The following is a 23,661-nucleotide window of genomic DNA, read 5'->3' as shown; positions in this document are numbered from 1 at the left end:
CCATGAAGTTCGACACGCCCGCCACCACCAATCCCATCGACCGCCTCACGGTCGTCGGCCAGCCGGTCGATCGCATCGACGGTCGCTACAAGACCACCGGGACAGCGCACTATGCCTATGAGCGTCACGATGCGGCGCCCGATGCGGCCTACGGCCATGTCGTCGGTGCCGCTATCGCCAAAGGCCGGATTGCCTCGATGGACCTCACCGCGGCGAAGGCGGCACCGGGCGTACTGGCCATCGTGACGGCCGAGACCGCCGGCAAGCTCGGCAAGGGCGAGTACAACACCGCGACGCTGCTGGGCGGGCCCGAGATCGAGCACTACCACCAGGCCGTCGCCTTGGTGGTCGCCGAAGGCTTCGAACAGGCACGCGACGCGGCCGCCCTGGTGAAGATCGAGTATGCTCCGACCAAAGGGGCCTACGATCTCGCCGCGGCGCGCGACTTGGCCAAGCCCTCCGGCAAGGACGACGAGCCGGCCGACAGCCGCGTCGGCGATTTCGACGCCGCCTTCGCCGCCACAGCCGTACAGGTCGACGCCACCTACACCACGCCCGACCAGTCGCACGCGATGATGGAGCCGCACGCCACCGTCGCCGCGTGGCAGGGCGACAGGCTGTCGCTCTGGACCTCGAACCAGATGGTGGCCTGGAGCGTCGGCGACGTGGCCAAGACGTTGGGCATCGCGAAGGACAAGGTCCACCTCATGTCGCCCTATGTCGGCGGCGGCTTCGGCGGCAAACTGTGGGTGCGCGCCGATGCGCTGCTGGCCGCGCTGGGCGCACGCGCGGCGCGGCGGCCGGTCAAGGTGGCGCTGCACCGGCCCCTGATGTTCAACAACACGACCCATCGGCCGGCCACGATCCAGCGCATCCGGCTCGGAGCGAACACGGACGGCGCCCTCCTGGCGATCGGCCATGACAGCTGGTCGGGCGACCTGCCCGGCGGCAAGCCGGAGACCGCGATCATGCAGACGCGGCTGCTCTATGCCGGCGCCAATCGCCTGACGCGGCAGCGGCTGGCCGAACTCGACCTGCCCGAAGGCAATTCGATGCGCGCGCCCGGCGAGGCACCGGGCATGATGGCGCTGGAGATCGCCATGGACGAGATGGCCGGAAAGCTCGGCCTCGATCCGGTCGAGTTCCGAATCCGCAACGACACGCAGGTCGATCCCGAGCACCCCGGGCGCAAGTTCTCGCAGCGCCAGCTCACCGAATGCCTGCGCATCGGCGCCGAGCGATTCGGCTGGGCCCGGCGCAAGGCCCGGCCCGGCGAGGTGCGCGACGGGCGCTGGCTGGTCGGCCTCGGCATGGCCGCTGCCTATCGCGGCGCGCCGGTGGTGAAGTCAGCGGCGCGCGTTCGGCTCGATGCCAAGGGCATCGTCACGGTCGAGACCGACATGACCGACATCGGCACCGGCAGCTACACGATCATCGCGCAGACCGCGGCCGAGATGATGGGGGTCCCGCTGCACCGGGTGGTGGTGCGGCTTGCCGATTCGAACTTTCCCGTCTCGGCGGGGTCGGGCGGGCAGTTCGGCGCCAACTCCGCCACCGCCGGCGTCTACGCCGCCTGCGTCAAGCTGCGTGACGCGGTGACAGGCAAGCTCGGCCTCAACGCCGCCGCCGCCGAGTTCGCCGACGGCAAGGTCCGCTCGGGTGACAGAAGCATCGCCCTCGTCGAGGCGGCCCGGGATGGTGAGCTGGCGGCCGAGGACACGATCGAGTTCGGCGGTCTCGACAAGAAGTATCAGCTTTCGACCTTCGGCGGGCATTTCGTCGAGGTCGGCGTCGATGCGGCGACGGCCGAGGTGCGGCTCCGGCGCATGCTGGCGGTCTGCGCCGCCGGCCGCATCCTCAATCCGAAATCCGCGCGCAGCCAGGTGATCGGCGCCATGACCATGGGCGCGGGCGCGGCGCTGATGGAGGAGCTGGCGGTCGACACGCGGCACGGCTTCTTCGTCAATCACGACCTCGCGGCTTACGAGGTGCCGGTCCATGCCGACATCCCGCACCAGGAGGTGATCTTCCTCGACGAGACCGATCCGCTGTCCTCGCCGATGAAGGCCAAGGGCGTGGGTGAACTCGGCATCTGCGGCGCCGCCGCCGCCATCGCCAACGCCATCCACAACGCCACCGGTGTCCGCGTGCGCGACTATCCGATCACCCTCGACAAACTGCTGAAGGAGATGCCGGCACCGGTTTCGCATGTCGGGGTCCCTCCCGGATGACGCCGCACGAACCATGGCATTCCCGCAGCGCCGCCTTGCGCCGTGTCAGACGCCAAAGCACGCGGCCAGCCCTGCTGCAGCCACAATTCGGCGCAATAGGGTGGCCGATAGCGTCATGGGCTTCCGCTCGATCGGCAGCCCGATCTGGGTGATCGGATCGCATGACACGCTGCAACGTTCTCCTCGTGGCGCCACGGTTTCCGGCGGCGACATTCTGGAACAACAAGGCGACCTGCGAAGCGGGTGGCGCGCGCCATTCGGCGATCCCGCTCGGGCTGTTGACGGTTGCGGCCATGCTGCCGCCCGGATGGACGTGCCGGCTGATAGACCGGAATATCCACGCCGTCGGCGCGGCGGACCTCGCCTGGGCCGATCTGGTCATGACGGGCGGGATGGTCGTGCAACGGCCGGATTGCATGGATGTGATCGCACTGGCGCAGGCCAGCGGCAAGCCGGTGGCCGTGGGCGGTCCCGACGTCACCTCTGAGCCGAAATACTATGCCCATGCGGACTTCGTCGTGATCGGCGAGGCCGAGTCCGTCATCCACGATTTCATCGCTGCATGGGAATCCGGCGAGCGCTGCGGCACCTTCACCGCCGAGAAGTTCAAGACCGACGTCACCACGACTCCGGTGCCGCGCTATGACCTGCTGAAGCGCGGCGACTATCTCTACCTCGCCGTCCAGTTCTCGCGCGGCTGCCCGTTCAACTGCGAGTTCTGCGACATCATCGAGCTCTATGGCCGCCGGCCGCGCGTGAAGACCGCGGCGCAGATGCTGGCCGAACTCGACGCCATCCGCCGCAGCGGCTATCGCGGCCACGTCGATTTCGTCGACGACAATTTCATCGGCAACAAGAAGGCCGTGAAGGAATTCCTGCCCGCGCTCATCGCATGGCAGAAGAAACACGATTATCCGTTCGTCTTCTCGACAGAGGCCTCCGTGAACCTTGCCGACGACGAGGCACTTCTGGCGATGATGCGCGAAGCCGGCTTCTTCGTGGTGTTCGTGGGCATCGAAAGTCCCGACGGCGACACGCTGACGGCGATGCAGAAGAAACAGAATACCCGTCGTGCGCTCGCCGACAGCGTCGCCCGGATCCATCGCCATGGCATGTTCGTGATCGCGGGATTCATCGTGGGCTTCGACAGCGAGAAGGCAGGCATCGCAGACGGCATGGTCGACTGCATCGAGGACGCCAACATTGCGATCTGCATGGCGGGGCTGCTGACCGCGCTGCCGAACACGCAGCTCACCCGGCGCCTCGAGCGCGAGAACCGCATGTTCCCCGAGGACTGGAGTCAGAAGAAGCTGCGCGAAGGCGGCGACCAGTGCCTTCTGGGGCTCAACTTCGAGACCCTGCGGCAGCGGCGCGACGTGCTGGCCGACTACAAGAGCGTGATCGATCGCATCTACAGTCCGAGCGCCTTCTTCGGGCGGGTGAGCCGCGCGGCGCGCCAGCTCGACTGCTTCTGGCCAGCGAGGAAGCCGGTGCCGGGATCGAAGCCGCCCCGGCGCGTGCTTGGCCTCGGGCGCGGCGACTGGACCGCGCTCTACCGTCTCCTGCGCGCGGTGATGCGACGCCAGCCGCTGCTGATTGGCCATTACGTCAAAGCGTTGCTCGACTGCCGGCGCACCAATCCCGGTGCGTTGCAGGCGGTCGGCACGATGGCCGCCTTCTACCTCCATCTCGGTCCCTTCTCGCGCGTCGTGTCGCGCGAGATGGCGCGGCAGATCGCCGAGATCGACAGCGACAGGTGGCGCTCGCCCGCGACGTCACGGGAAACAGGCACGCCCCGCGCAGACGGGCATGTGCGGGACCGGTTCGTGGCCTGACGCCGCAGGCCGGGCGCCGCCTTTCCCGCTTGAGCCAGCGCGCCGCCTGTGAGCAGGTCACGGCGCGCGGCGCCGCTTCCGGCACCGGCCATCACGGGACAATCAATGCGTATTTTGGGAACAGGCTTCCGCGCCATCGCGGTGGCCATCGCGCTGTCGGCCGGCTTCATCGCGACCGCGGCCGGCGACGATTTCATGGCTCAGTGCAAGATTGGCACGCCGGGCCCGGAGTCCGAAAAGATCTGCACGTGCATGTCGAGCAAGGTCACCGGCGCGGATCGCGGCGACGTGATCCAGGCGATGACCACGACGAACGCCGTGATGGCCAAGGGCGGCACGCCCGCCTCGCCGGAGATGACGCCCAAGGTCATGAAGAGCCTCGAGACGGCCATGAACCTCCAGGCGCAGTGCATGTAGCAGCCGCGACGGCTCGACGAACACAGCCCCGCCCGCCCGCCTCACCGAGGCGATGCGGCGCGGGTATTTTTTGGGGGCGCCACGTCAGTCGCGCTTCTTCTTCAGCTCTTCCCTCATCGCCTTGGTCGGCCGCGCGGCACGCAGGCCACTATCGCTGGCCGGGGTTGTGCTGATAGTTGCCCTCGAACTGGTCAAGAACAATGGTGTTGGGCGGGTTGGCGTCGTAGCTGGACGACAGGGTCAGTTCCCGGTCCAGCGTTCGGACCCGGTACCGCCATCCCGCCGGCAAGGTCAGGCGCTCCCCAAGGGTTGCAAGCCTCTCGATGGAGTTTTGGGGGTCCACTTTCAGGGAGAGGCTGAACATCGTGTAGACCTCGCCCTCGGGCGTGATCAGCTCGTGCACCTTCTCGCCGGCATTGAATATGAAGGTATTGGTGCGCTTGGAAACCAGCGGCCGATAGGCCGGCGGCGCGGTGGTAACGAATGCCTCCAGATTGGGAACTTCGAAGGTGCCATACAGATAGAAGGTGATCGAGTTCATCACCCGCGGCGCGCAGTTGTTGTAGGCAATGCCGGTGACGCCGTTCGCCACGAAACGCCGCGGCCCGTTGAAGAAGACCCCGTCGCCGCCATACTCACGCCGCAGCGTGTCGGCGTTCAGTTCCCGGAAGCGCGCATCCGTCACATCGCCGGGCGCTTCGAGCGGGCTCCCGATCGAGTTGAAGTAATTGCCGCTACCGGCCGGCCCGCCGGGAACGCGGTTCATGAACAGGACTTCGTAGAAGGCCCTGCCGCGCCAATTCAGCGCCCGGACCTCGCAGGGCCCCGTCAAGGCGGTTGATGGCGGCGGCGCAGCTGCGGTTTGCGCGATGGCGTGCGAGGTGGGGGCAGAAGCCACCGCGGTTGCCAGCGCGGCACCTGCGAATAACGCACGCAAAATGTTGAACTTTCTCGCCATCATCGGTCCTTTCCAAGGGCCGCCAAGACTATCCGCTCGCCTCCTCCGGGGACTTGTCCTTTTGCGCCACCGCTGCAATAAAGCCTCGCGAAGGCGGCACGCGACGGGCTGACGGGCAAAGACCCATGATCAACGATCTCACCGGCTTTCCCATCCTGCAGGAAGGCATGCTGCGCGCGGCGCCGCTCGGCGCCCTGCCACGGGTCGTGGCGGACTTCGGCCACTCCTTCGAAGACATCTGCACGGAGCTGGGGCTGCCGGCCGATCTCGTGGACAGTCCCGAAACAGCGGTTTCGATCGAGGTCGGAGGCCGGCTGCTGGCCGCCTGTGCGCAGCGCACGGCCTGCCCCCATCTCGGCCTTCTCGTGGGCGCCTCCATCGGACTGGAGACTCTCGGCGCGATCGGCTCTCTGGCGCGGCAGGCCCTGACCGCGGGCGCGGCGCTGCGCGGGCTGCTCCTGGCGCTCCACCTGCACGACCGGGCCACCGTGCCGAACCTCTCCACCGCCGGCGACACGGCCATCTTCGGCACGGTGCCCCTGGGGGAACTGGCGGCGGGTGGCGCGGAGGTCGCCGATCTCACGATGATGGCGTGCCACAATCTCGTACGGGAACTCTGCGGTCCCGGCTGGCGGCCGCGGGAAGTGCAACTCGCCCGCCGCGCTCCGGCCAATCCGCAGCCCTACCGACGCATCTTCCGGGCGCCGGTGCGCTTCGACGCCGACCACAATGCGCTGGCCTTCGAGCGGCGCTGGCTGTCCCGGCCGGTGCGCGAGCGCAGCGGTCCGCGCGTCGAGGCGCTGGTGGAGATGGCCAAGGCTCATCCGGTCGATCTGCCATTGCGGGTCCGTCGCGCGTGCGTGACGGCGATCCTTATCGGCGATGCCAGCGTGGAACGACTGGCACGGCTGGCCGGCTTCAGCCACCGTTCGCTCAACCGCCATCTGGCAGTCTTCGGCACAACCGCGCGCTTCGAGCTGCAACGGGTCAAGCTCCAGGTGGCACGACAACTGCTCGCCGCCACCGACCTCCCGGTGCGGGACATCGCGTCGCTGCTCTCCTACAGCGACGCTGCCGCGTTCACCCGCGCCTTTCGAAGCCGTGCGGGCAGCGCCCCCTCGCAGTGGCGCGACGCCGAAAGCGGGCGAGCCACGCCCAGCCTCGATTGACTCCATAACGCCGGCGACCGGCGATCCCGGAGCGCGCGTGTCACGATGGCGACGGGCGCTCCTCCGGGTGGCCGGTGCCCTCGTCACTCTCGCGCGAGGCGCCCTCGTCCACGACGGACACTGGCACGGGCGTGCTCGCGCGGATGGCGGCGGATTCCATCCATGCGCGCGCCTTCGCGGGATCGTTGAAGATCCTCATCGGGCGTTTCGCGACGGCCAGCATGCCCAGCACGCGCGACAGCAGCACGTACTTGTCTTCGGGCACGACGACCGCCAGCGGGCCCATCGGGCCGGTCGCATGCAATTCGCGCAGGCGTACGCCGATGGTGAAGACATCCATCGGGCTCAACCGGGTGTCGCCGGCACTGCCGTCGAACAGCTTGCGGTAATGCAGGATGTCCGAGGCGACCATGACGTCGATCATCCGGTCCGCGTCGGCCTTGTCGACGAATCCCTCAGCTATCACGTGGAACAGGGCTTTCTGTGAATCGATGGTCCAGTGAAGAGGCATGGCTCACCGCTCCGCAGGACGAGGATGCGGCGACAGGGCCGCCGCAAGCGCGACGGCTGAAGAGATAGACATGATTGTGATCCTTCATCGTGATTCGCTGGGCGTGCGCGGGCGCACGCGGGACGATTCAGACGAAGGATCTGGGGGGTTTCCTTGGCCCTTGCGGGGTGCGTCCGACGAGAGGCCCGGCGTCGACGGCGAACGGTGGCGCCTCGCCGCCCGGGACCGACACTACGGACAATGTGGCAACGCTCATGCTCTTGCCGCCCACGCATCGCGCATTCTTGCAGCCCGCGCCACAGCAGCTCCAGTCGGCCATCGAGACGAAAGGTGCGGCGTGTAGCTGGACTTCGCCGGAAACGGCGGGGGCATTGTCGAAGGCGTTCGACACGAGTGTCATGTGCGCGTGGGCCGGCGCGCGCAGGGCCGGCGAAGTTGCCTCGGCCTCAGCCAGCGGCGCGGCGGGAGGCGCCTCGCTCGCGGCGTGCATGTGGGGATGGCAGGGTTGCGCGCTGACGGCGTCCGGCCGCAGGAACACCGCGACCGCAAGGAGCAGGGTGCCGAAAAGCAGCAGGACGTTATTCCGACGCAACATTTGGCACAGGCTACGCAATTGTAGCGGCTATTCAAGGGGCTTCCGCTGCAAGGAGCCGCATCAGTTTCGCCGGGCGCTTCACGAGGTCACTCAATGTGTAGCAGTCGAGCACCGCCATGAAGGCGGCGAGCGCCTCGTCCAGCACGCCGGTCAGTTCGCAGGCCGGGGCGATCGCGCAGGCGCCACACTCGACCAGCTCGAACCCCTCCTCGGTCTGGCGGACCACGGCACCGATGCCGATGCGGTCGGCCGGCCGGGCGAGACGGATGCCGCCCGCACGGCCGCGCACGCCCTCGATGTAGCCTGCCTTCCCAAGATCGTGCGCCACCTTCATCAGATGGTTCTGCGAGATTCCGTAGGCGCGCGCGATCTCGGCGATCGAGCAGACCCGATCGGGCTGGGCGCCGAGATAGGTCAGCACGCGCAGCGCGTAGTCGGTGTAGCGGGTCAGGCGCATCGGTCGGGTCCTGCGACACGTTGGAGAATGGGCGTTCACAATACATGTATTGGATTTACATGTTTATAGGATTGCCATACATGCACGCAAGATACATGATTAATGGAGCGGGCGATGGACGGCCTGGACGGTGAGATCGACTGTGTGGACGAAGCGGGCCTGGCCCGTCTCGTGGATCGCTTCTACGCCGCCGTCCGCGCCGACGACATGATCGGCCCGCTGTTCAACGACGCCATCCACGACTGGCCCGATCATCTCGGCAAACTCGCCGCCTTCTGGTCGTCCCTGATGCTGGGCAGCGGCCGCTACAAGGGCATGCCGATGGCCGCGCACCTGCGGCACCGCGACCGGATCACGCCGGCGATGTTCGACCGCTGGCTTGCGCTGTGGCGCGAGGCCACCGAGGCGGAGATGCCGCCCGCGGTCGCGGTCTCGATGCAGGCGAAGGCCAGCCGCATCGCCGAGAACTTCAAACTGGCGCTCGGAAGCCGGGCGCTCGCGAACATACGCTGAGCAAGGAGAGTGTCATGACCATCGCCGCCCGGAACCCCGTCCAGATTCCCGAAGTCGATCTCGGCATGCACCACAAGGCGCGCGGCTTCGGCGACCGGCTGGCCTACGGCTTCACCAAGACCCTGCGCTTCTGCGCCGACACCTTCTTCGCGAAGCGCTACGGCCATCGCGCCATCGTGCTGGAGACCGTGGCGGCGGTGCCGGGCATGGTCGGCGCGACCCTCACCCACCTGCGCTGCCTCAGGAACATGTGCGACGACCAGGGCTGGATCCGCACGCTCATGGAAGAGGCCGAGAACGAGCGCATGCATCTCATGACCTTCATCGAGGTGGCGAAGCCCACGCTGTTCGAGCGTTGCGTGATCCTGGGCGTGCAATGGGTGTTCTACCTCGCCTTCTTCGCGCTCTATCTGGTGAGCGCGCGCACGGCGCACCGCGTCGTCGGTTACTTCGAGGAGGAGGCGGTTATCAGCTACACGCACTTCCTCGCCGAGCTGGACGAGGGCCGCGCGGCCAACGTGGCGGCGCCGGCCATCGCGCGGCACTACTGGAAGCTGCCGGACGACGCCACCCTGCGCGACGTGGTGCTGGTGGTGCGGGCCGACGAAGCCCATCACCGCGACGTCAACCACGGCTTCGCCGACGTGCTGGCCGGCCGCCCCGCCGCGACGGCGACGGCGCCCTACCCCGAGCATGCCGACGAGATCAGGCTGGCGGCATGATCGGGCCCTACCGCTCGACGCCCGTCTTCGACGAGACGACGCTGCCCGAGGCGCTGAAGCGGGAGCATCGCACCAAGGACGGCGTGTGGGGCGTGATCCGCGTGCTCGAGGGCGAACTGAAGTTCGTTCTCGCCGAAAGCGGCACCGAGACGATCCTCACGCCCGATCGGCCGGGCCTTGTGCAACCGCAGCAGACGCATCGCGTCGAGCCGCTGTCCAAGCTGCGCATGCAGATCGATTTCTACGACCGCGAGCCCGCACTGGATCCGGTCGAACCGGACTGAGAAGCGGACTCATCGCGCGGGACGACGCACCGCGAAGCGGTTCCAGATGAACAGGACAAGCAGCGCCCCGAGCGTTGCGGCAACGAAGCCTGCGCCCTGCTCGGCTCGATACCAGCCCACGGCCTGACCGAGGAAGGTCGCGACGAAGGCGCCGCCGATACCCAGCAGGGTGGTCAGCAGGAAACCCGCCGGCTTGTTGGGAACGGGCGAGACGAGACGGGCAACGATGCCCGCGACGAAGCCGATGACGACGATCCAGAGAATGCCCATGGCGAAGCCCCGTCAGGCAGTCTTGCCGGCGGGACGGTCGAACTCGTCGGGCGCCGGCAGGCGGCCCTGCGGCGTCAGCTCGTCGACCGCCGCCGGCAGTTGCGCCGCCAGGCCGGCGAGCAGTTGCTCGCGCGTGAGCCCCGTGCGTTCGCTCAGGAACTCGATCTGCTCGGGCGTCAGGATGCGGCTGAGATCGCCCGGACCGATCGGCTTGTTCTCGTCGCGGCCGACCCACGAGTCGGCGACCTCCGACTTGCCCGCGCCCTGGAACTGCTTCAGCAGATCGCCCAGCCCGCCATTGAGGATCGATCCGAGGCCGCCCTGGCCGGCATTGCCGAACGCATCCTTCAGGATGTCGCCCAGCCCACCGCCAGCCGGCGCCATGCCCGGCCCTGCGGGTTTGGTCGCGCTGAAGCCCTTCACCGCCTTGTAGGCAAGCAGGCCCAGCAGGGCCATGGTGATCGGCGACATGCCGCCCCCGCCACCGCGCGGACCGTTGCGCATTCCCGTCAAGACGTCGAGCAACCCCACGACACGCCTCCTGCTTTGTTGGACCGGCAGAACGCGGCCAGTGGCGCTTCGTTGCGAGGCTAGGCGCTGAGAATGCCGGCGGGCATACTCCCGTCCGCGTCTTCCCTTCGCCGAGAGCATAACGATGCCGACGACGTACAACCCGATTCTCAACTCGACCTTCATTGACTTCACCGGTTACGGCATCACCGACCAGACCTTTACCGCCGCCGAAGCCTTCGACATCACGAATACGGGTGCTTTTCCCAACGGCGCGCCGGCGGGCATCAACGTGGCGCTGGTCCTCGAGCGCGCCAACGATCCGACCACAATGTTGGCCGGAGACTGGGGCAGCCGGCAGTCGACAATCGACAGCCTGAACGCCACCGACTCATTGTGGACGACCTACGGCACCAACGCCGGGATCTACAGTGCCGCGCAGACCTACCTGGAGAACACGCTCGGCCTCACGGTGCTCGACGCCAGCAACAGCAACTATGTCAGCACCGCGGAGTCGCGGACGATCTGGGTCGAGATCAACACCCAGGCCGAATGGCAGTCCCTGTTCGGCCCCGACAGCACGCTGATGTACACGCCCGCGACCGGGCAAGGGTACGAGCTGTGGTACTGGGAAGGCGGGCTCTCGTTGCCCGACGAACTCACGATCGCGGGCCTGTGGGTCGACATGGAGGCGCGGCCGGGCCCCATGGACATGGCGGGCGGCGCCACCGAGACCCTCCTGGTTGGCCCACAAAGCGCCGGCAATTCGGCGGACATTCCGCCGCTGGCACCTCAGTCCGTAGCCAGGTCCTACAACTTCCCTCTCGACGGCTCGACCTACCAGACAGGGATGATCGGCCTGATCGAGCCGGCCCAGGGAAGCTACGTCTCCAGCAGCGACCCGGGCGGCTCCACGTTTGAGACCCTGCTGACGCAGTACCTGGACACGGTTGGCACGCAGGGCACCGGCGGCATCTTCGTGCAAGGGGCCTGTGGTCAGGTCGAGGCTTCGAGCGAACGCTCTCTGGATGTCGGCGTCGCCTCCGCAATCAACCCGAACAGCGATCTCGCCCTCTACAACGGATCGGGACGAGGGAACGGCGCCAACGCCAACTCCAATTCGACCGTCTTTACGGCCTTTCAGGCCGCGATCTGGGCTACCGCCTCCAACTATGCCGACACCGAGACAGTGGGAGCTGCACCGGTCATCTCTAGCTCGGATACCGACCTCCAGGGCCTGTCGCCCTTGTCGCCCTTTTATCAGGCGTACATGCAACTCTTCATCGATGCCGCGCTGATGAACCAGACGGTGCTGGTCGCGAACGGCGACGGCGGGTCGGGCGCCATGATCGGCAACGGCCTGGCGAACGTCGTCAACAACGTCACCAGCCCCTACAACATCCTGGTTGGCGGGACGTCGCTTTCAAATTTTGATCAGGCCTCGCTCGACCCGACGCTGAACGGCACCAACGCGAACTTCACGGCCATCTACACGCTGGCGATGGCGCTCGATCCCGGCACGATCTGGATGCTCCTGGCCGGCGGACTGCGCCATATGCCGGGAACGGCCGCCGCCACCGACTGGTTCATTGAAACGGTGTGGAATGAATACGAGACCGTGGCCGGCAACACGTTCGAGGGTGGTAACGGACCGAGCGGCCATTCCTACAATGTCAACAACGCCGGCGCTGGCGGCGTCGATCAATCGCAAGGCACGCCCGATTACCAGGTCGCCTTCGGTTTGAGTTCGCCCTCCTACAGCAATCTCAACCTCACCGGACGCGCCCTGCCCGACGTCTCGGCGAATGCCGGCGGCAATCTGTTCTACTACGTTCCAAACGCAGGCATGGACGGCGTCGCAGGCATGGGCGGGACCAGTGCGGCGACGCCGTTCTGGGCTGGCCTGATCACGCAGATCAACTACGTCCTTCACGACCAGGGGCTGAGCAACAACCTGGGCTACATGACCGACCTGCTTTACATGGCGTCGGTCATCGCGCCTGCCTCTTTCAAGGACGTGCAGGTCGGCAACAACACGTCGAGCTTCAGCTACCGTGGCTCGGACTACGGCGGCATGAACCCGACCGGCTCCGGCTACGAGGCGGACGTGGGGTACGATCTGGCGAGCGGCCTCGGGTCACCCGACGGCCTTTTCCTGGCACGGACGATCAGCACTATCGCGCATTCGCAGACGTTCTATAGCGCCGATGTTCCAGGCGTCAGCACGCTGGTGCCCGACGTGATCGATTCCAATGGCGCCGCCGGATGGACCAGCGGTACCGCCCAGACCCTGCTGCTGCAGACCACCGCGACGGCCGACGCGACCGTGACCGTCGACACCGGCGCGAACACCACCGACGCCAGCAGCGCGGCGCACGCGTCCTACGCCTGGACCAGCCAGCTCGCGCAGCAATCATTGCAGAGCAACACCGACTTCGACTCCGCCCTGCTCTCCCTCTTCGACGGCCAGACCCAGGGCACCCTGACCCAGGCGATCGTCGCCGATGGCGTCAGCGTGTCGGTCGAGTTCAACGGCAACTCCGCGGTCGCTGCCCAGGCCGGCATGAGCGCCTCGTTCGGCTTTGCCGATTTCTACTCGGATGGCGGCAACTCGGTGCGGATTGCACAAGCAGTAGCCGTCGCAGAGACCGCCAACCATGCCGATGACGCGAACGTCGTGGTGCGCATGCGCCAGGTGGCGGGCGCCGACCTTTCGCTGATGCTCTACAAGGTCGACGACTACAACGGCACGATCGACGGCGTGGCGCCCGACCAGGCGAGCTACGCCTCCCTCGCCGCGGCGGCCGCCTACAGCGTCCAGGGCGGCGGCTCCGTGATCGCCGGTCCCGGCAACGGCAACTACAATCAGGTCGAGATCACCGGCGTCGATGCCGGCGACCTGATCGCCATGCAGCTCACCAACGTCACAAACGGCGACACGTTCTGGGCGTTCAGCCAGGCCAACGAGGTGGTCGGCGGCGAGCACGTCTCTCACCTTTGGAATTACGGCGCCAACACATGGGGTTGGGAAGACCTGCACGGCGGCGGCGACCGCGACTTCAACGACCTCGTCGTCCAGCTCGACTTCACCAGTACCGCCGGCAGCGGCCTGCTGGTCGCGTAGTCCTTCGGGAGAGATGCGAACGGCCGGTCGCTGCGTTCGGCAGGACACCTTTGTCGGTCGGCCGGCTTCATCGACACGGCGAAGCCCAGCGTGTACTTAGGGTCACCATCGCCCGCGACCACCTGGCTTGCGATGGCTGAGAGATGACAGTGCTCCCGCCTCCCGGAGGAGCACGCATGAACCATTGGTATGATCCGCCCTTCCTGCTGCCGGTGATTCTCGCCGTGCTGATCGTCTCCTACGCCCTGCTGCGGACGCCGCCCGTCTAATGAGCGGTCACGATCTCAGTCCCGACGAGTTCACCGGCCTGCTGGCGATAGACGGCACCCTGGGGCAGCGACGCCCATCCACCGAGATCGAGATCCGGTTGCGCTCCCTCGGACTGATCGAGCGCAACGGACTGTCGCGCATGCCCATCCGCACACGGCGGGGTGACGACCTGGTGAAGCAGCACACCCGCGCACGCGCCGCTGGCTAGGACGGACGGCCTGCCGGCCCGTCTCAAGCGTCGCCGTTGCGCTCCAGCGCGTCGGCCTCGCCTTCCTTCTCGGCCGCCAGTTCCAGCAGCTTCGCGCGATCGGCGTCGGGCACGACCTGAGAGAGGCGCCGGGCGCGTTCCGCCATGGCCCTATTGGCTTTCACTTGCTTTGACGATTCATGGGACATGCGCTTCTACGTGCCCCGCACAGCGACGTTGCTCATCTGCCGGCAGATCGAGAAGATTAAAACTCCGTCCAGGCGCTGACGATCAGATCAGTGGCCCGAGATTCTCGGCAAAGGCGTTGAGCGCGACCATTGCCAGCGCCAGTGCCACCGCGGCCCAGAAGCGCCAGGTCAGGAAGATCCAGACGCCGAGCGTCGCCGGTGCGCGTGGCGCAGTCTGCGGCAGCGTCTCGATCATGCGATGCGCGGTGCCTTGGGCATCGCCTTCGGCCCAGTGCGTATCCGGCAGATTCGTGAAGGTGTCGGCCAGCGAGCGCGCCGCGTCGCCGCGCGGCAGTCGCGCCAGGCGTGCCGCTTCCTGCCACGGATCGACGCCCACCCGAGACAGCGCCGTCAGGACGGTGATGTCCTCGCCGCGATTGCTGGCCTCGTGTGTCTCGGTGCCGACCACGGTGAAGAGAAAGTGCGTGTAGCGCGCGCGGCTCAGGGAATAGTCGGGACGGACGGTCATGGCACTCCTTGGGATTGCGAACGCCAAGGAGCCGGGCGACGACCCTCACCGGAGCATGCAACAGATCGGACGGATGGGAGCGCGATCGCGGGCCGCGCACCTCGTATATGGTGACGAGGGAGGCGCACGGCCAGTTCTTTATGCGCCTGCGCGCCATCCCTTGTCATCCACGCGCGCGCGACGAGCCGATGCGCTAAAAGACCTCACCGGCCGTCGGCAACTCGATCACCGTCGGTAGAGTTACTGCCCACGATGTCTGTTCGGGGACACGCCTTCTTCGAAGAGTTTCTTTCCAAAAGCGTAATGCGAGTACCCCGATGCTGTTCTCCAGGCTGTTTTCCCAGATCGACATGTTCGCGGCGCCGCGCGCGCCGGCGATCAGCATCGTCCCGCCCGCCGCGGCATCGTCTTTCGACTATCACCCGGTGCGGAACGCCGGCGGCGATCGCCGTTTCAAGCTCTACGTCCCCGCCGGCCATCGCGGGCAGCCGGTGCCGCTGCTCGTCATGCTGCACGGCTGCACGCAGTCGCCGGAAGATTTCGCGACGGGCACGCGCATGAACGACCTCGCCGAGGCGCAGACGTTCCTCGTGGCCTATCCGGAGCAGCCGAAGTCGGCAAACCCCAACAAGTGCTGGAACTGGTTCAACACCGGTGATCAAGGCCGCGACGCGGGCGAGCCCCAGTTGATCGCCCACCTCACGCGACAGATCGTGCTCGACAATGCCGTTGACGAGTCGCGCATCTACGTGGCGGGCCTCTCGGCCGGCGGCGCGGCGGCGGCGATCATGGGCGCCACCTATCCCGATCTCTATGCCGCGGTCGGCATCCATTCGGGCCTGGCCTGCGGCGCCGCGCGCGATATTCCGGGCGCCTTCTCCGCCATGCGCCGCGGCGCGCCCGCCGCGCCCACGCTTGCACGCAACGAACGGATCGTGCCGACCATCGTTTTCCATGGCGATCGCGACACGACCGTCAATCCCGTCAACGGCGACCAGGCCAGCGAACAGGCATTCGGCGCAGCGGGCGGGCGGGCGGACATCTCACGCGGGCGCTCCGCGCACGGTGTCGCCTTCGCGCGCACCGTCCGGTACGACGCGCGGGATCGCTCGATCGGCGAACACTGGGTACTGGAGGGGATCGGTCACGCCTGGTCCGGCGGCAGCGTGGACGGATCCTTCACTGCCCCGTCGGGTCCCGATGCCAGCGCCGAGTTCATGCGCTTCTTCCTGCAGCACCGACGGCCGGCCTGAACGCCTGCCGGCTCGCGCCTGTCAGTCCGAAGAGGCGCGTGGCGGCGTCCAGGGCTCGTAGGTATCGAACGTGTTGCTGGGCGTCAGGGTGACGATCAGGAAGTAGAAGGCGAGCCCCAGCGCGGCCCACATCAGCCAGAAGGTCAGGCCGGTCTTCGCGGCCGGCGCTTTCGCCTCGACCGACGGCTTGGCAACCGGAGCCGGCCGGGCCGTGCGCTCCGACTTGGCCGCGGCAAGCGAGGCGACGCGGGCCTCCTCGGTCTGCGGGACAGCCGCGACGACGCCCGACGGCAGCAGCGCGACCAGCCGCGCGGCGATCGAGGCTGCCGAGTCCGGCGACGCGCCGCAGGTGCCGGCCGGCAGGCGCGCGATGGTGTCGGACAGCGCTTGCGCCGCGGCCTCGCGCGGCAGCGCCGCGAGACGCTCGGCCTCCTGCCACGGATCGATGCCGAGCCGCGACAGGGCGGACAGGACGGTGATCTCCGTCCCGCCTTCGCCCGGGCCCAGCGAGCCGAACAGGAAGTCGTTGTAGGCCGAATGGCCGAGCGAATATTCCGGACGCAGGGTCACGGGACCTCTCGGTTGGGGTTTCCCGGATCGCGCGGGCGCACCGCAGCGATGTGAGTTCGGGATCGGCAGGTATCACCGTCGTCCTTCGACCATGCTTCGCTTCGCTGCGCGCAGGACGACGGAAGCTCTTGCCTGGACCTCGTCCGGCCGGGTCGACCGGACGAGGTCCCGCGCTAGAAGCCCATGCCGCCCATGCCGCCGCCGCCCATGCCGCCACCCATGCCACCCGGCATGCCGCCGCCTTCGCCAGGCAGTTCGGCGATCATCGCCTCGGTGGTGACGATCAGGCCCGCGACCGAAGCCGCGCCCTGCAGGGCGGTGCGCACGATCTTCACCGGATCGATGATGCCGGCCTTGATCATGTCGCCGTACTCGCCCTTCTGGGCATCGAAGCCGAAATTGGCGTCCTTCTGCTCCAGCATGTGCCCGGCCACCACGGCGCCGTCATGTCCGGCGTTCTGCGCGATCTGGCGCACCGGCGCCTGCAGCGCCCGGCGCACGATCTCGACACCGACCTGCTGGTCGGGATTGGCGCCGCGGCAATCCTTGAGCACGCGGGTGGCGTAAAGAAGCGCCGCGCCGCCGCCGGCGACCACGCCCTCCTCGACCGCCGCCTTGGTCGCATGCATCGCGTCCTCGACGCGGTCCTTCTTCTCCTTGACCGCGAACTCCGAACCGCCGCCCACCTTGATGATGGCGACGCCGCCCGCGAGCTTGGCCAGGCGTTCCTGCAGCTTCTCACGGTCGTAGTCGGACTCGACCTTCTCGACCTGGGCGCGGATCTGCTTCACGCGCGCCTCGATGGCCTTCTTGTTGCCGGCGCCGTCGATGATGGTGGTGTTGTCCTTGTCGATGACGACGCGCTTGGCGGTGCCCAGCATCTCGAGCGTCACGCCCTCGAGCTTGGTGCCGAGATCCTCGGAAATCTCCTGCGCCGCCGTGAGGATGGCGATGTCGCCCATCATGTCCTTGCGGCGGTCGCCGAAGCCCGGCGCCTTGACGGCCGCGACCTTGAGGCCGCCCCGCAGCTTGTTGACGACCAGCGTGGCCAGCACCTCGGCGTCGACATCCTCCGCGATGATCAGCAGCGGCTTGCCCGATTGTGCCACCAGTTCGAGCAGCGGCAGCACGGTCGAGAGGCCCGAGAGCTTCTTGTCGTGGATCAGGATGTAGGGATTCTCCAGCTCGCAGTTCATCTTCGCGGCGTTGGTCACGAAGTACGGCGACAGGAAGCCGCGGTCGAACTGCATGCCCTCCACGACCTCCAGCTCGGATTCGAGGGTGGTCGCCTCCTCGATAGTGATGACGCCCTCGTTGCCGACCCTCTTCATGGCGTCGGCGATCATCTTGCCGATCGCCTTTTCGCCGTTGGCCGACACGGTGCCGACCTGGGCGATCTCCTCGCTGGTCGAGACCTTGCGGGCGCGGCGCTTCAGCTCCTCGATCACCCAGCCGGTGGCGAGATCGATGCCGCGCTTGAGGTCGAGCGGGTTCATGCCGGCGGCGACCGACTTGGCGCCCTCGCGGGCGATCGCCTGGGCGAGCACGGTGGCGGTGGTGGTGCCATCGCCGGCGGTGTCGGAGGTCCGGGTCGCGACTTCGCGCACGAGCTGCGCGCCCATGTTCTCGAAGCGGTCGGAGAGATCGATCTCGCGCGCGACGGTGACGCCGTCCTTGGTGATGCGCGGCGCGCCGTAGGATTTGGCCAGCACGACGTTGCGGCCCTTGGGACCGAGCGTGACCTTCACGGAATCGGCCAGCATGTCGACCCCGCGCATCATGCGCGCGCGCGCGTCGCCGCCGAAGCGGACTTCCTTAGCGGACATGGCGTTTCGCCCCCGAGTAGGTGTTCTGAAAATGAGTCGGTCTGCATGTGCAGACCTGATCGGGCCGCGGTGCGGCGCGTATCTGCAAGATGGGGATTCAGTCCTGCAATAGCCAGCGATTAATCGGACAGGCTATGTCTGGAAGACTACATTGCGGCCTCGGGGGTCACTGCCGAAGGAGACTCCATGGCCAGGAAAGCAACGCCCAGCTTCGATGCCAAGGCCTTCCTGGCCACGGTGAGCCGCGGCCGCACGGTGGCGGAGCATGGCAGGAACGGCGTGATCTACCGCCAGTCCATGCCGGCGGACGCGGTGTTCTACGTCATGCGCGGCCGCGTGAAGATGGTCGTCACCTCGAAACAGGGCAAGGAAGCCGTGGTCGGGATCATGGGCCCCGGCGAGTTCTTCGGCGAAGGCTGCCTGATCGGCCAGCCGCTGCGCCTGGCGACCGCCAAGGCGATGGTCGATTGCGAGGTCATGCGCGTCGGCAAGACCGAGATGATGCGCGTGCTGCATGAGGAGCCGACGTTCGGCGAACTGTTCATGAAGCACCTGCTGACGCGCAACAGCCGGGTCGAGGAGGACCTGGTCGACCAGCTGTTCAATTCCAGCGAGAAGCGGCTGGCCCGCACGCTGCTGCTGCTGGCGAACTTCGGCAAGGAAGGCGGACCGCAGCCGATCGCGACGAAGATCAGCCAAGAGACGCTGGCCGAGATCATCGGCACGACGCGTCCGCGCGTCAGCCATTTCATGAACAAGTTCAGGAAGCTGGGCTTCATCGAATACAACGGCCATCTGCAGGTCCACAGCTCGCTGCTCTCGGTGCTGTTGGAGGAGTAGACGTCGCGATGAACGGGTGCGGCGTCTGTCCCCGTGGTCACTATTGGACAGACTCGATGCACCGCAGGACCTAGCTTGGTGGTGTATCGCGACAGGGGACCTTTCCCGCGATGCTCGCCGGGGGGCGCATTCCATGCTGCATCTCGTAACGCCCACGCAGGGCTCGACGTCACACGACCGTTCCTCCGACCCGGCGCTCCGCTCCGGGATCGAGGCCGCACGGCTCGCGGCGGTCGAGCGCTACGGCATCCTCGACACGCCGCCGGAGCCCGCCTTCGACCACATCACCGCGCTGGCCGCCGACATCTTCAGCGCCCCGATCGCGGTGCTGGGCTTCATCGGCACCGACCATGTCTTCTTCAAGTCGCATCACGGGCTCGACGCGACGCAGGCCGTCCGCGGCGCCGACCCGGCCGCGCCGGTCATGACGCCGTGGCTGCGCGCCCAGTTCGCCAACGGCTTCCATGCCGGCGTGCCGCTGCACTGCGCGGACGGGCACGAGATCGGCACGCTGTGCGTGATCGACCGGCGCTCGCGCCGCGTCGACGAGCAACAGTTGCGCCGCCTGCGCGCGCTGGGCGGCGTGGTGACCGACATGCTGGCGATGCGGCTCGCCGCGCGCCGCGCGCTGGCGCAGGCCGAGATGACCAGCAGCGAGGTCGATCACCGGGCGATGAACAGCCTGCAGTTCGTGGCCAGCCTGCTGCAGTTGCAGAGCCGCGCCGCCGTGCTGCCCGAGACGGCGCAGCAGTTGCGCGCGGCAGCCAATCGCGTGCTGGCGGTGGCGCGCGTCCATCGCACCTTCACCACGATCGGCACGACCGACCGCGTACCGATCCTCGACCATCTCCGCACCCTCTGCGCGGAACTGTCGAGCAGCGTCGGCAGCGAGATCCGGCTGGAGAGCCGCGACGAGGTCGAGGTGTCCAAGGCACAGGTCCTGTCGATCGGCCTGATCGTGAACGAGCTGGTCACCAACGCGCACAAGCATGCCGGCGATCCGATCAGCGTCGCTTTTCGGCGTGTCGACCCGACGCAGAACGAGCTCAGCGTGCTCGACAGCGGGCCGGGCCTGCCGGCGGGGTTCGTGCCGACAGATGCGGCGGGCAAGGGCCTCGGCATGAAGGTGGTGAACGCGCTGGCGGCCCAGCTCGGCGGCGCCCTCTCCGCCACCAACCATCCCACCAGCCACGGCGCCCGCTTCACGGTGACCTTCCCGGTCGCCTGACCCCAGGCCGCCTCCATCGTCCCGGCCGGTGCGCGTGAGCCGGTGACGCCGGTCCGTCAGCCTTTCCGACCTCCCGGCAAGGGTGTGGCGCAGACGAAAGTCCGTCGTTTTCCTGTCATCGCTCGCTGAGACGCTTTGTCGCCTCAGTTTGACTGCATTTCTGCACCGGGACTGAGCACTTCGACGTGGCTTGGATGATGAGCCTTCGGCATGATCCGGCCCGTCCGACTCCCTTGCGAAAGCGTAGCCATGACGACGTACAATCCCATTGGTAATTCGACGTTCCTGGAATATGCGGGCTACGGCATCGCCGACCAGAACCAGACGGTCGAGCAGGCCTATCAGATGACCGACGGCGGGGATTTCCCCCATGGCGCCTCCTACGGCATCAACGTGGCGCTGGTGCTGGAGCGGGCCAACGATCCGACCGCGATGCTGGCGGGCGACTGGGGCAGCCGGCAGGCAGCGCTGCAAGCGCTGAACAACACCAACTCGCTGTGGACCACCTACGGCGCCGACGCCACGCAGTACGCCAGCTCCGTCGCCTTCATCAAAGACACGCTCGACCTCAAGGTGCTCGACAGCACCAACAGCAACTATGTCAGCTCGGCGGAATCGCGGACCATCTGGGTCGAGATCAACACCCAGGCCGAATGGCAGTCCCTGTTCGGGCCAGGTAGCACGCTGAAATACTCGCCGACCGGCGGCCAGCAGGGCGAGGTCTGGTACTGGAACGGCTCGCTGTCGCTGCCCAGCGAACTCACGGTCGCCGGCCTGTGGGTCGACCAGTCCACGGCGCCTGCGGCGACCAACATGGCGCCCGGCGTGTCGGTGACGCTGCTCGAGGGCATGCAGAGCATGGGCAACACACTCGATGCGGACGGCACCAACCCGCGGAGGATCGGCGAACTCTACGACTTTCCCCTGAACGGCGCCGATTACCAGACCGGCATGGTCGGCCTGATCGAGCCGGGCGAAGGGACCTACCTCTCCGGCGACCCGACCGGCACCCAGTTCGAGGCCCGGCTGACCGACTATCTCACCACCATGGGCACCAGCGGCACCGGCAGCGTCTTCGTGCAGGGCATCAACGGCCAGAGCGGCCAGTCCGGCGAGCGTTCGCTCGACGTCGGCATCGTCGCGGCCGTCAATCCCAACAGCAACCTCGCCCTGTACAACGGCTCGGGCTACACGGACGCGACCGGCAACGCCCAAGCCTCCGTCTTCACCGCCATCCAGAGCTCGATCTTTGGCACGGCGTCCAATCTCGGCAACACGCAGTCCGTGGGGCCCGCGCCGGTCACCACAGATTCGTGGGGCGACGGCCAGTTCCTGGCGCCGGATTCGCCCTTCTACTACGCCTACATGCAGCTCTACGTCGACGCGGCGCTGATCAACCAGACGACGCTGATTGCGCTGGGCGACAGCGGCTCGGGTTTCCAGACCGCCAACGGCCTGACCACCGTCGAGAACAACCAGACCAGCCCCTACAACCTGCTGGTCGGCGGCTCGTCGCTCTCGACCCTCAATACGGCGGCGCAGGATCCGACGCTGAACGGTACCAACGCCAACTTCACGCCGATCTACAACCTCGCCATGGCCGGCGATGCCGCCACGCTGTGGCGCCTGATGAGCGGCGGCCTCTCGCAACTGCCGAGCACGGCCGCGCTCGGCGACTGGCTGGTCGAGACGGTGTGGAACGAATACGAGACCACGGACCACCAGACCTTCGTCAGCGGCTCATCCTACCTGGAGAACAATACCGGCTCCGGCGGCATGGACATGACCCAGGCCACGCCGGGCTACCAGCTCGATTACGGCCTCACCTCGGCCATCTACACCGCCCTCGGCCTCACCGGACGCGGTACGCCCGACGTGGTGGCGCCGTCCGACGGCAACCTGGCCTACACGACACCCAGCGCGAACATGGAGAACCTGACGACCGAAGGCGGCACCAGCGCCGCCACGCCGTTCTGGGCGGGCCTGATCACGCAGATCAACTACGTGTTCAACGACCAGGGCCTGCCCAACCTCGGCTACATGACCGACCTGCTCTATCTCGCGTCGGTGATCACGCCGGGCTCGTTCAACGACGTGACGCTCGGCAACAACATATCGAGCTTCACCCTGGAAGGCTCGGACTATGGCGGCATCAACCCGACCGGCTATGGCTACGAAGCCGCCGCGGGCTACGACCTCACCTCCGGACTGGGCTCGCCCAACGGCATGCTGCTGGCGCGTGCGCTGACCGAGATCGCCCATTCGCAGGTCTACTTCAGCGCCACGCCCGACGTGATCGATTCGGACGCGGGCGGCTGGACCAGCGGCACGGCGCAGACGCTGCTGCTGCAGACCACGGCGACGGCCGCCGCGACCGTGACCGTCGACACCGGCTCGACCGCAACCGACGCCAGCAGCGCCGCGTCCGGCACCTTCGCCTGGACCAGCCAGCTCGCGCAGCAATCGCTGCAGAGCGACTTCGACGGCGCGCTGCTCGCACTGTTCGACGGCCAGACGCAGGGAGCGCTCACCCAGGCCATCGTCGCAAGCGGCGACAGCGTTTCGGTCACCTTCAACAGCGGTACCGCCGTCGCCGCACAGGCCAATCTCAGCGCCTCGTTCGGCTTCGCCGACTTCTTCTCCGATGCCTCCAACTCCGTGCGTCTCGCGCAGGCGGTCGCCGTTGCGGAGACCGCAGGCGGCGCCGACGACATGAACGTCGTGGTGCGCATGCGCCAGGTGGCCGGTGCCGACCTCACACTGATGCTCTACAAGGTCGACGACTATAACGGCACGATCGGTGGCCTCGCCCCCGACCAGGCAGGGTACGCCGCCGCGGCCGCGGCCCGCGCCTACGCCATGCTGGGCGGCGGCACGACCATCGCCGGCCCGGGCGACGGCAATGCCGGGCAGAGCCAGATCACCGGCGTCGATGCCGGCGACCTGATCGCCATGCAGCTCACCAACGTCACCAACGGCGACACGTTCTGGGCGTTCAGCCAGGCCAACGAGATGGTCGGCGGCGAGCATGTCGCCCATCTGTGGAACTACGGCGCCAACACCTGGGGCTGGGAAGACCTGCACGGCGGCGGCGACCGCGACTTCAACGACCTCGTCGTCCAGCTCGACTTCACCAGCACCGCCGGCAGCGGCCTGCTCGTCGCGTAGCTAAGT

Annotated in this window: 23 protein-coding genes; 13 read left to right on the top strand and 10 right to left on the bottom strand. The window is 67.3% G+C overall.

Annotation, left to right across the window (positions count from 1 at the left end; all coding sequences use genetic code 11):
- The first annotated feature begins 2 nt into the window (after nt 1-2).
- The 3 genes from paoC to KQ910_RS13000 all read left to right on the top strand — a co-directional run bounded on the left by paoC (nt 3) and on the right by KQ910_RS13000 (nt 4,483).
- Nucleotides 3-2,231: an aldehyde oxidoreductase molybdenum-binding subunit PaoC gene (gene paoC, locus KQ910_RS13010; RefSeq protein ID WP_216960645.1), complete on the top strand. Its 2,229-nt coding sequence runs from the start codon at nt 3-5 to the stop codon at nt 2,229-2,231.
- 161 nt (nt 2,232-2,392) lie between these two features.
- Nucleotides 2,393-4,066, top strand: a complete 1,674-nt coding sequence (locus tag KQ910_RS13005) for a B12-binding domain-containing radical SAM protein (RefSeq protein ID WP_216960643.1) — start codon at nt 2,393-2,395, stop codon at nt 4,064-4,066.
- 105 nt (nt 4,067-4,171) lie between these two features.
- A complete protein-coding gene (locus tag KQ910_RS13000; protein ID WP_216960641.1) occupies nt 4,172-4,483 on the top strand; it encodes a hypothetical protein in 312 nt (103 codons plus the stop codon).
- Between the two features lie 148 nt (nt 4,484-4,631).
- Here the strand turns inward: KQ910_RS13000 and KQ910_RS12995 are convergent, their stop codons facing one another.
- The gene (locus KQ910_RS12995; protein WP_216960638.1) at nt 4,632-5,444 is read right to left on the bottom strand and encodes a hypothetical protein; all 813 of its coding nucleotides are present in this window, start codon (nt 5,442-5,444) and stop codon (nt 4,632-4,634) included.
- A gap of 122 nt (nt 5,445-5,566) precedes the next feature.
- On the opposite strand from KQ910_RS12995, the gene KQ910_RS12990 reads away from it, so the two are divergent.
- Nucleotides 5,567-6,610 (top strand): AraC family transcriptional regulator, encoded by a 1,044-nt coding sequence (locus tag KQ910_RS12990; RefSeq protein WP_216960636.1) that lies wholly within the window; start codon nt 5,567-5,569, stop codon nt 6,608-6,610.
- A 40-nt stretch (nt 6,611-6,650) separates the two neighbouring features.
- Here KQ910_RS12990 and KQ910_RS12985 read toward each other — a convergent pair whose 3' ends face one another.
- From KQ910_RS12985 to KQ910_RS12975, 3 genes are all read right to left on the bottom strand, one after another.
- Nucleotides 6,651-7,121: a hypothetical protein gene (locus KQ910_RS12985; protein ID WP_216960635.1), complete on the bottom strand. Its 471-nt coding sequence runs from the start codon at nt 7,119-7,121 to the stop codon at nt 6,651-6,653.
- A 127-nt stretch (nt 7,122-7,248) separates the two neighbouring features.
- A complete protein-coding gene (locus KQ910_RS12980; RefSeq protein WP_216960633.1) occupies nt 7,249-7,716 on the bottom strand; it encodes a hypothetical protein in 468 nt (155 codons plus the stop codon).
- 31 nt (nt 7,717-7,747) lie between these two features.
- The gene (locus tag KQ910_RS12975) at nt 7,748-8,173 is read right to left on the bottom strand and encodes an Rrf2 family transcriptional regulator (RefSeq protein WP_216960631.1); all 426 of its coding nucleotides are present in this window, start codon (nt 8,171-8,173) and stop codon (nt 7,748-7,750) included.
- A gap of 114 nt (nt 8,174-8,287) precedes the next feature.
- Between KQ910_RS12975 and KQ910_RS12970 the strand changes: the two genes are divergently transcribed.
- The 3 genes from KQ910_RS12970 to KQ910_RS12960 are packed head-to-tail and all read left to right on the top strand — an operon-like array spanning nt 8,288 to nt 9,692.
- Nucleotides 8,288-8,686: a group III truncated hemoglobin gene (locus tag KQ910_RS12970; RefSeq protein WP_229600396.1), complete on the top strand. Its 399-nt coding sequence runs from the start codon at nt 8,288-8,290 to the stop codon at nt 8,684-8,686.
- A gap of 14 nt (nt 8,687-8,700) precedes the next feature.
- Complete coding sequence (locus KQ910_RS12965; protein WP_229600395.1) at nt 8,701-9,408, top strand: alternative oxidase; 708 nt, start codon at nt 8,701-8,703, stop codon at nt 9,406-9,408.
- The gene (locus KQ910_RS12960; protein WP_216960628.1) at nt 9,405-9,692 is read left to right on the top strand and encodes a TehB family protein; all 288 of its coding nucleotides are present in this window, start codon (nt 9,405-9,407) and stop codon (nt 9,690-9,692) included. Before KQ910_RS12965 ends, KQ910_RS12960 begins: the two co-directional genes overlap by 4 nt.
- Nucleotides 9,693-9,701: 9 nt before the next feature.
- On the opposite strand, the gene KQ910_RS12955 is transcribed toward KQ910_RS12960, so the two are convergent.
- Entirely contained in the window at nt 9,702-9,962 is a 261-nt protein-coding gene (locus KQ910_RS12955) for a GlsB/YeaQ/YmgE family stress response membrane protein (protein ID WP_216960626.1), read from the bottom strand.
- Nucleotides 9,963-9,974: 12 nt separating this feature from the next.
- Nucleotides 9,975-10,493, bottom strand: coding sequence for a YidB family protein (locus tag KQ910_RS12950; protein ID WP_216960624.1), 519 nt, complete (start codon nt 10,491-10,493; stop codon nt 9,975-9,977).
- A gap of 124 nt (nt 10,494-10,617) precedes the next feature.
- Here KQ910_RS12950 and KQ910_RS12945 point away from each other — a divergent pair, with 124 nt between their 5' ends.
- Nucleotides 10,618-13,596 (top strand): DUF4114 domain-containing protein, encoded by a 2,979-nt coding sequence (locus KQ910_RS12945; protein WP_216960622.1) that lies wholly within the window; start codon nt 10,618-10,620, stop codon nt 13,594-13,596.
- 268 nt (nt 13,597-13,864) lie between these two features.
- Nucleotides 13,865-14,074 carry a hypothetical protein gene (locus KQ910_RS12940; RefSeq protein ID WP_216960620.1) on the top strand — a complete coding sequence of 70 codons (210 nt, stop codon included), beginning with the start codon at nt 13,865-13,867 and terminating at the stop codon, nt 14,072-14,074.
- 23 nt (nt 14,075-14,097) lie between these two features.
- Here KQ910_RS12940 and KQ910_RS12935 read toward each other — a convergent pair whose 3' ends face one another.
- Nucleotides 14,098-14,238 carry a hypothetical protein gene (locus KQ910_RS12935; RefSeq protein ID WP_216960618.1) on the bottom strand — a complete coding sequence of 47 codons (141 nt, stop codon included), beginning with the start codon at nt 14,236-14,238 and terminating at the stop codon, nt 14,098-14,100.
- Between the two features lie 106 nt (nt 14,239-14,344).
- Nucleotides 14,345-14,770 (bottom strand): hypothetical protein, encoded by a 426-nt coding sequence (locus tag KQ910_RS12930; protein ID WP_216960616.1) that lies wholly within the window; start codon nt 14,768-14,770, stop codon nt 14,345-14,347.
- Between the two features lie 317 nt (nt 14,771-15,087).
- On the opposite strand from KQ910_RS12930, the gene KQ910_RS12925 reads away from it, so the two are divergent.
- Nucleotides 15,088-16,023 (top strand): extracellular catalytic domain type 1 short-chain-length polyhydroxyalkanoate depolymerase, encoded by a 936-nt coding sequence (locus tag KQ910_RS12925; RefSeq protein WP_216960614.1) that lies wholly within the window; start codon nt 15,088-15,090, stop codon nt 16,021-16,023.
- Between the two features lie 21 nt (nt 16,024-16,044).
- Here KQ910_RS12925 and KQ910_RS12920 read toward each other — a convergent pair whose 3' ends face one another.
- Nucleotides 16,045-16,593 carry a hypothetical protein gene (locus KQ910_RS12920; protein WP_216960612.1) on the bottom strand — a complete coding sequence of 183 codons (549 nt, stop codon included), beginning with the start codon at nt 16,591-16,593 and terminating at the stop codon, nt 16,045-16,047.
- 173 nt (nt 16,594-16,766) lie between these two features.
- Nucleotides 16,767-18,419: a chaperonin GroEL gene (groL, locus tag KQ910_RS12915; RefSeq protein WP_216960610.1), complete on the bottom strand. Its 1,653-nt coding sequence runs from the start codon at nt 18,417-18,419 to the stop codon at nt 16,767-16,769.
- 186 nt (nt 18,420-18,605) lie between these two features.
- On the opposite strand from groL, the gene KQ910_RS12910 reads away from it, so the two are divergent.
- The 3 genes from KQ910_RS12910 (at nt 18,606) to KQ910_RS12900 (ending at nt 23,655) form a co-directional block, all read left to right on the top strand.
- On the top strand, nt 18,606-19,259 hold the full coding sequence (locus tag KQ910_RS12910) for a Crp/Fnr family transcriptional regulator (RefSeq protein ID WP_216960608.1): 654 nt from the start codon (nt 18,606-18,608) through the stop codon (nt 19,257-19,259).
- Between the two features lie 133 nt (nt 19,260-19,392).
- On the top strand, nt 19,393-20,487 hold the full coding sequence (locus tag KQ910_RS12905; RefSeq protein WP_216960606.1) for a sensor histidine kinase: 1,095 nt from the start codon (nt 19,393-19,395) through the stop codon (nt 20,485-20,487).
- A gap of 249 nt (nt 20,488-20,736) precedes the next feature.
- The gene (locus KQ910_RS12900; RefSeq protein ID WP_216960604.1) at nt 20,737-23,655 is read left to right on the top strand and encodes a DUF4114 domain-containing protein; all 2,919 of its coding nucleotides are present in this window, start codon (nt 20,737-20,739) and stop codon (nt 23,653-23,655) included.
- Nucleotides 23,656-23,661 lie beyond the last annotated feature (6 nt).

The sequence above is a fragment of the Reyranella humidisoli genome (assembly GCF_019039055.1).
Taxonomy (GTDB): Bacteria; Pseudomonadota; Alphaproteobacteria; order Reyranellales; family Reyranellaceae; genus Reyranella; species Reyranella humidisoli.
This window is presented reverse-complemented; position numbering and strand designations above follow the sequence as displayed.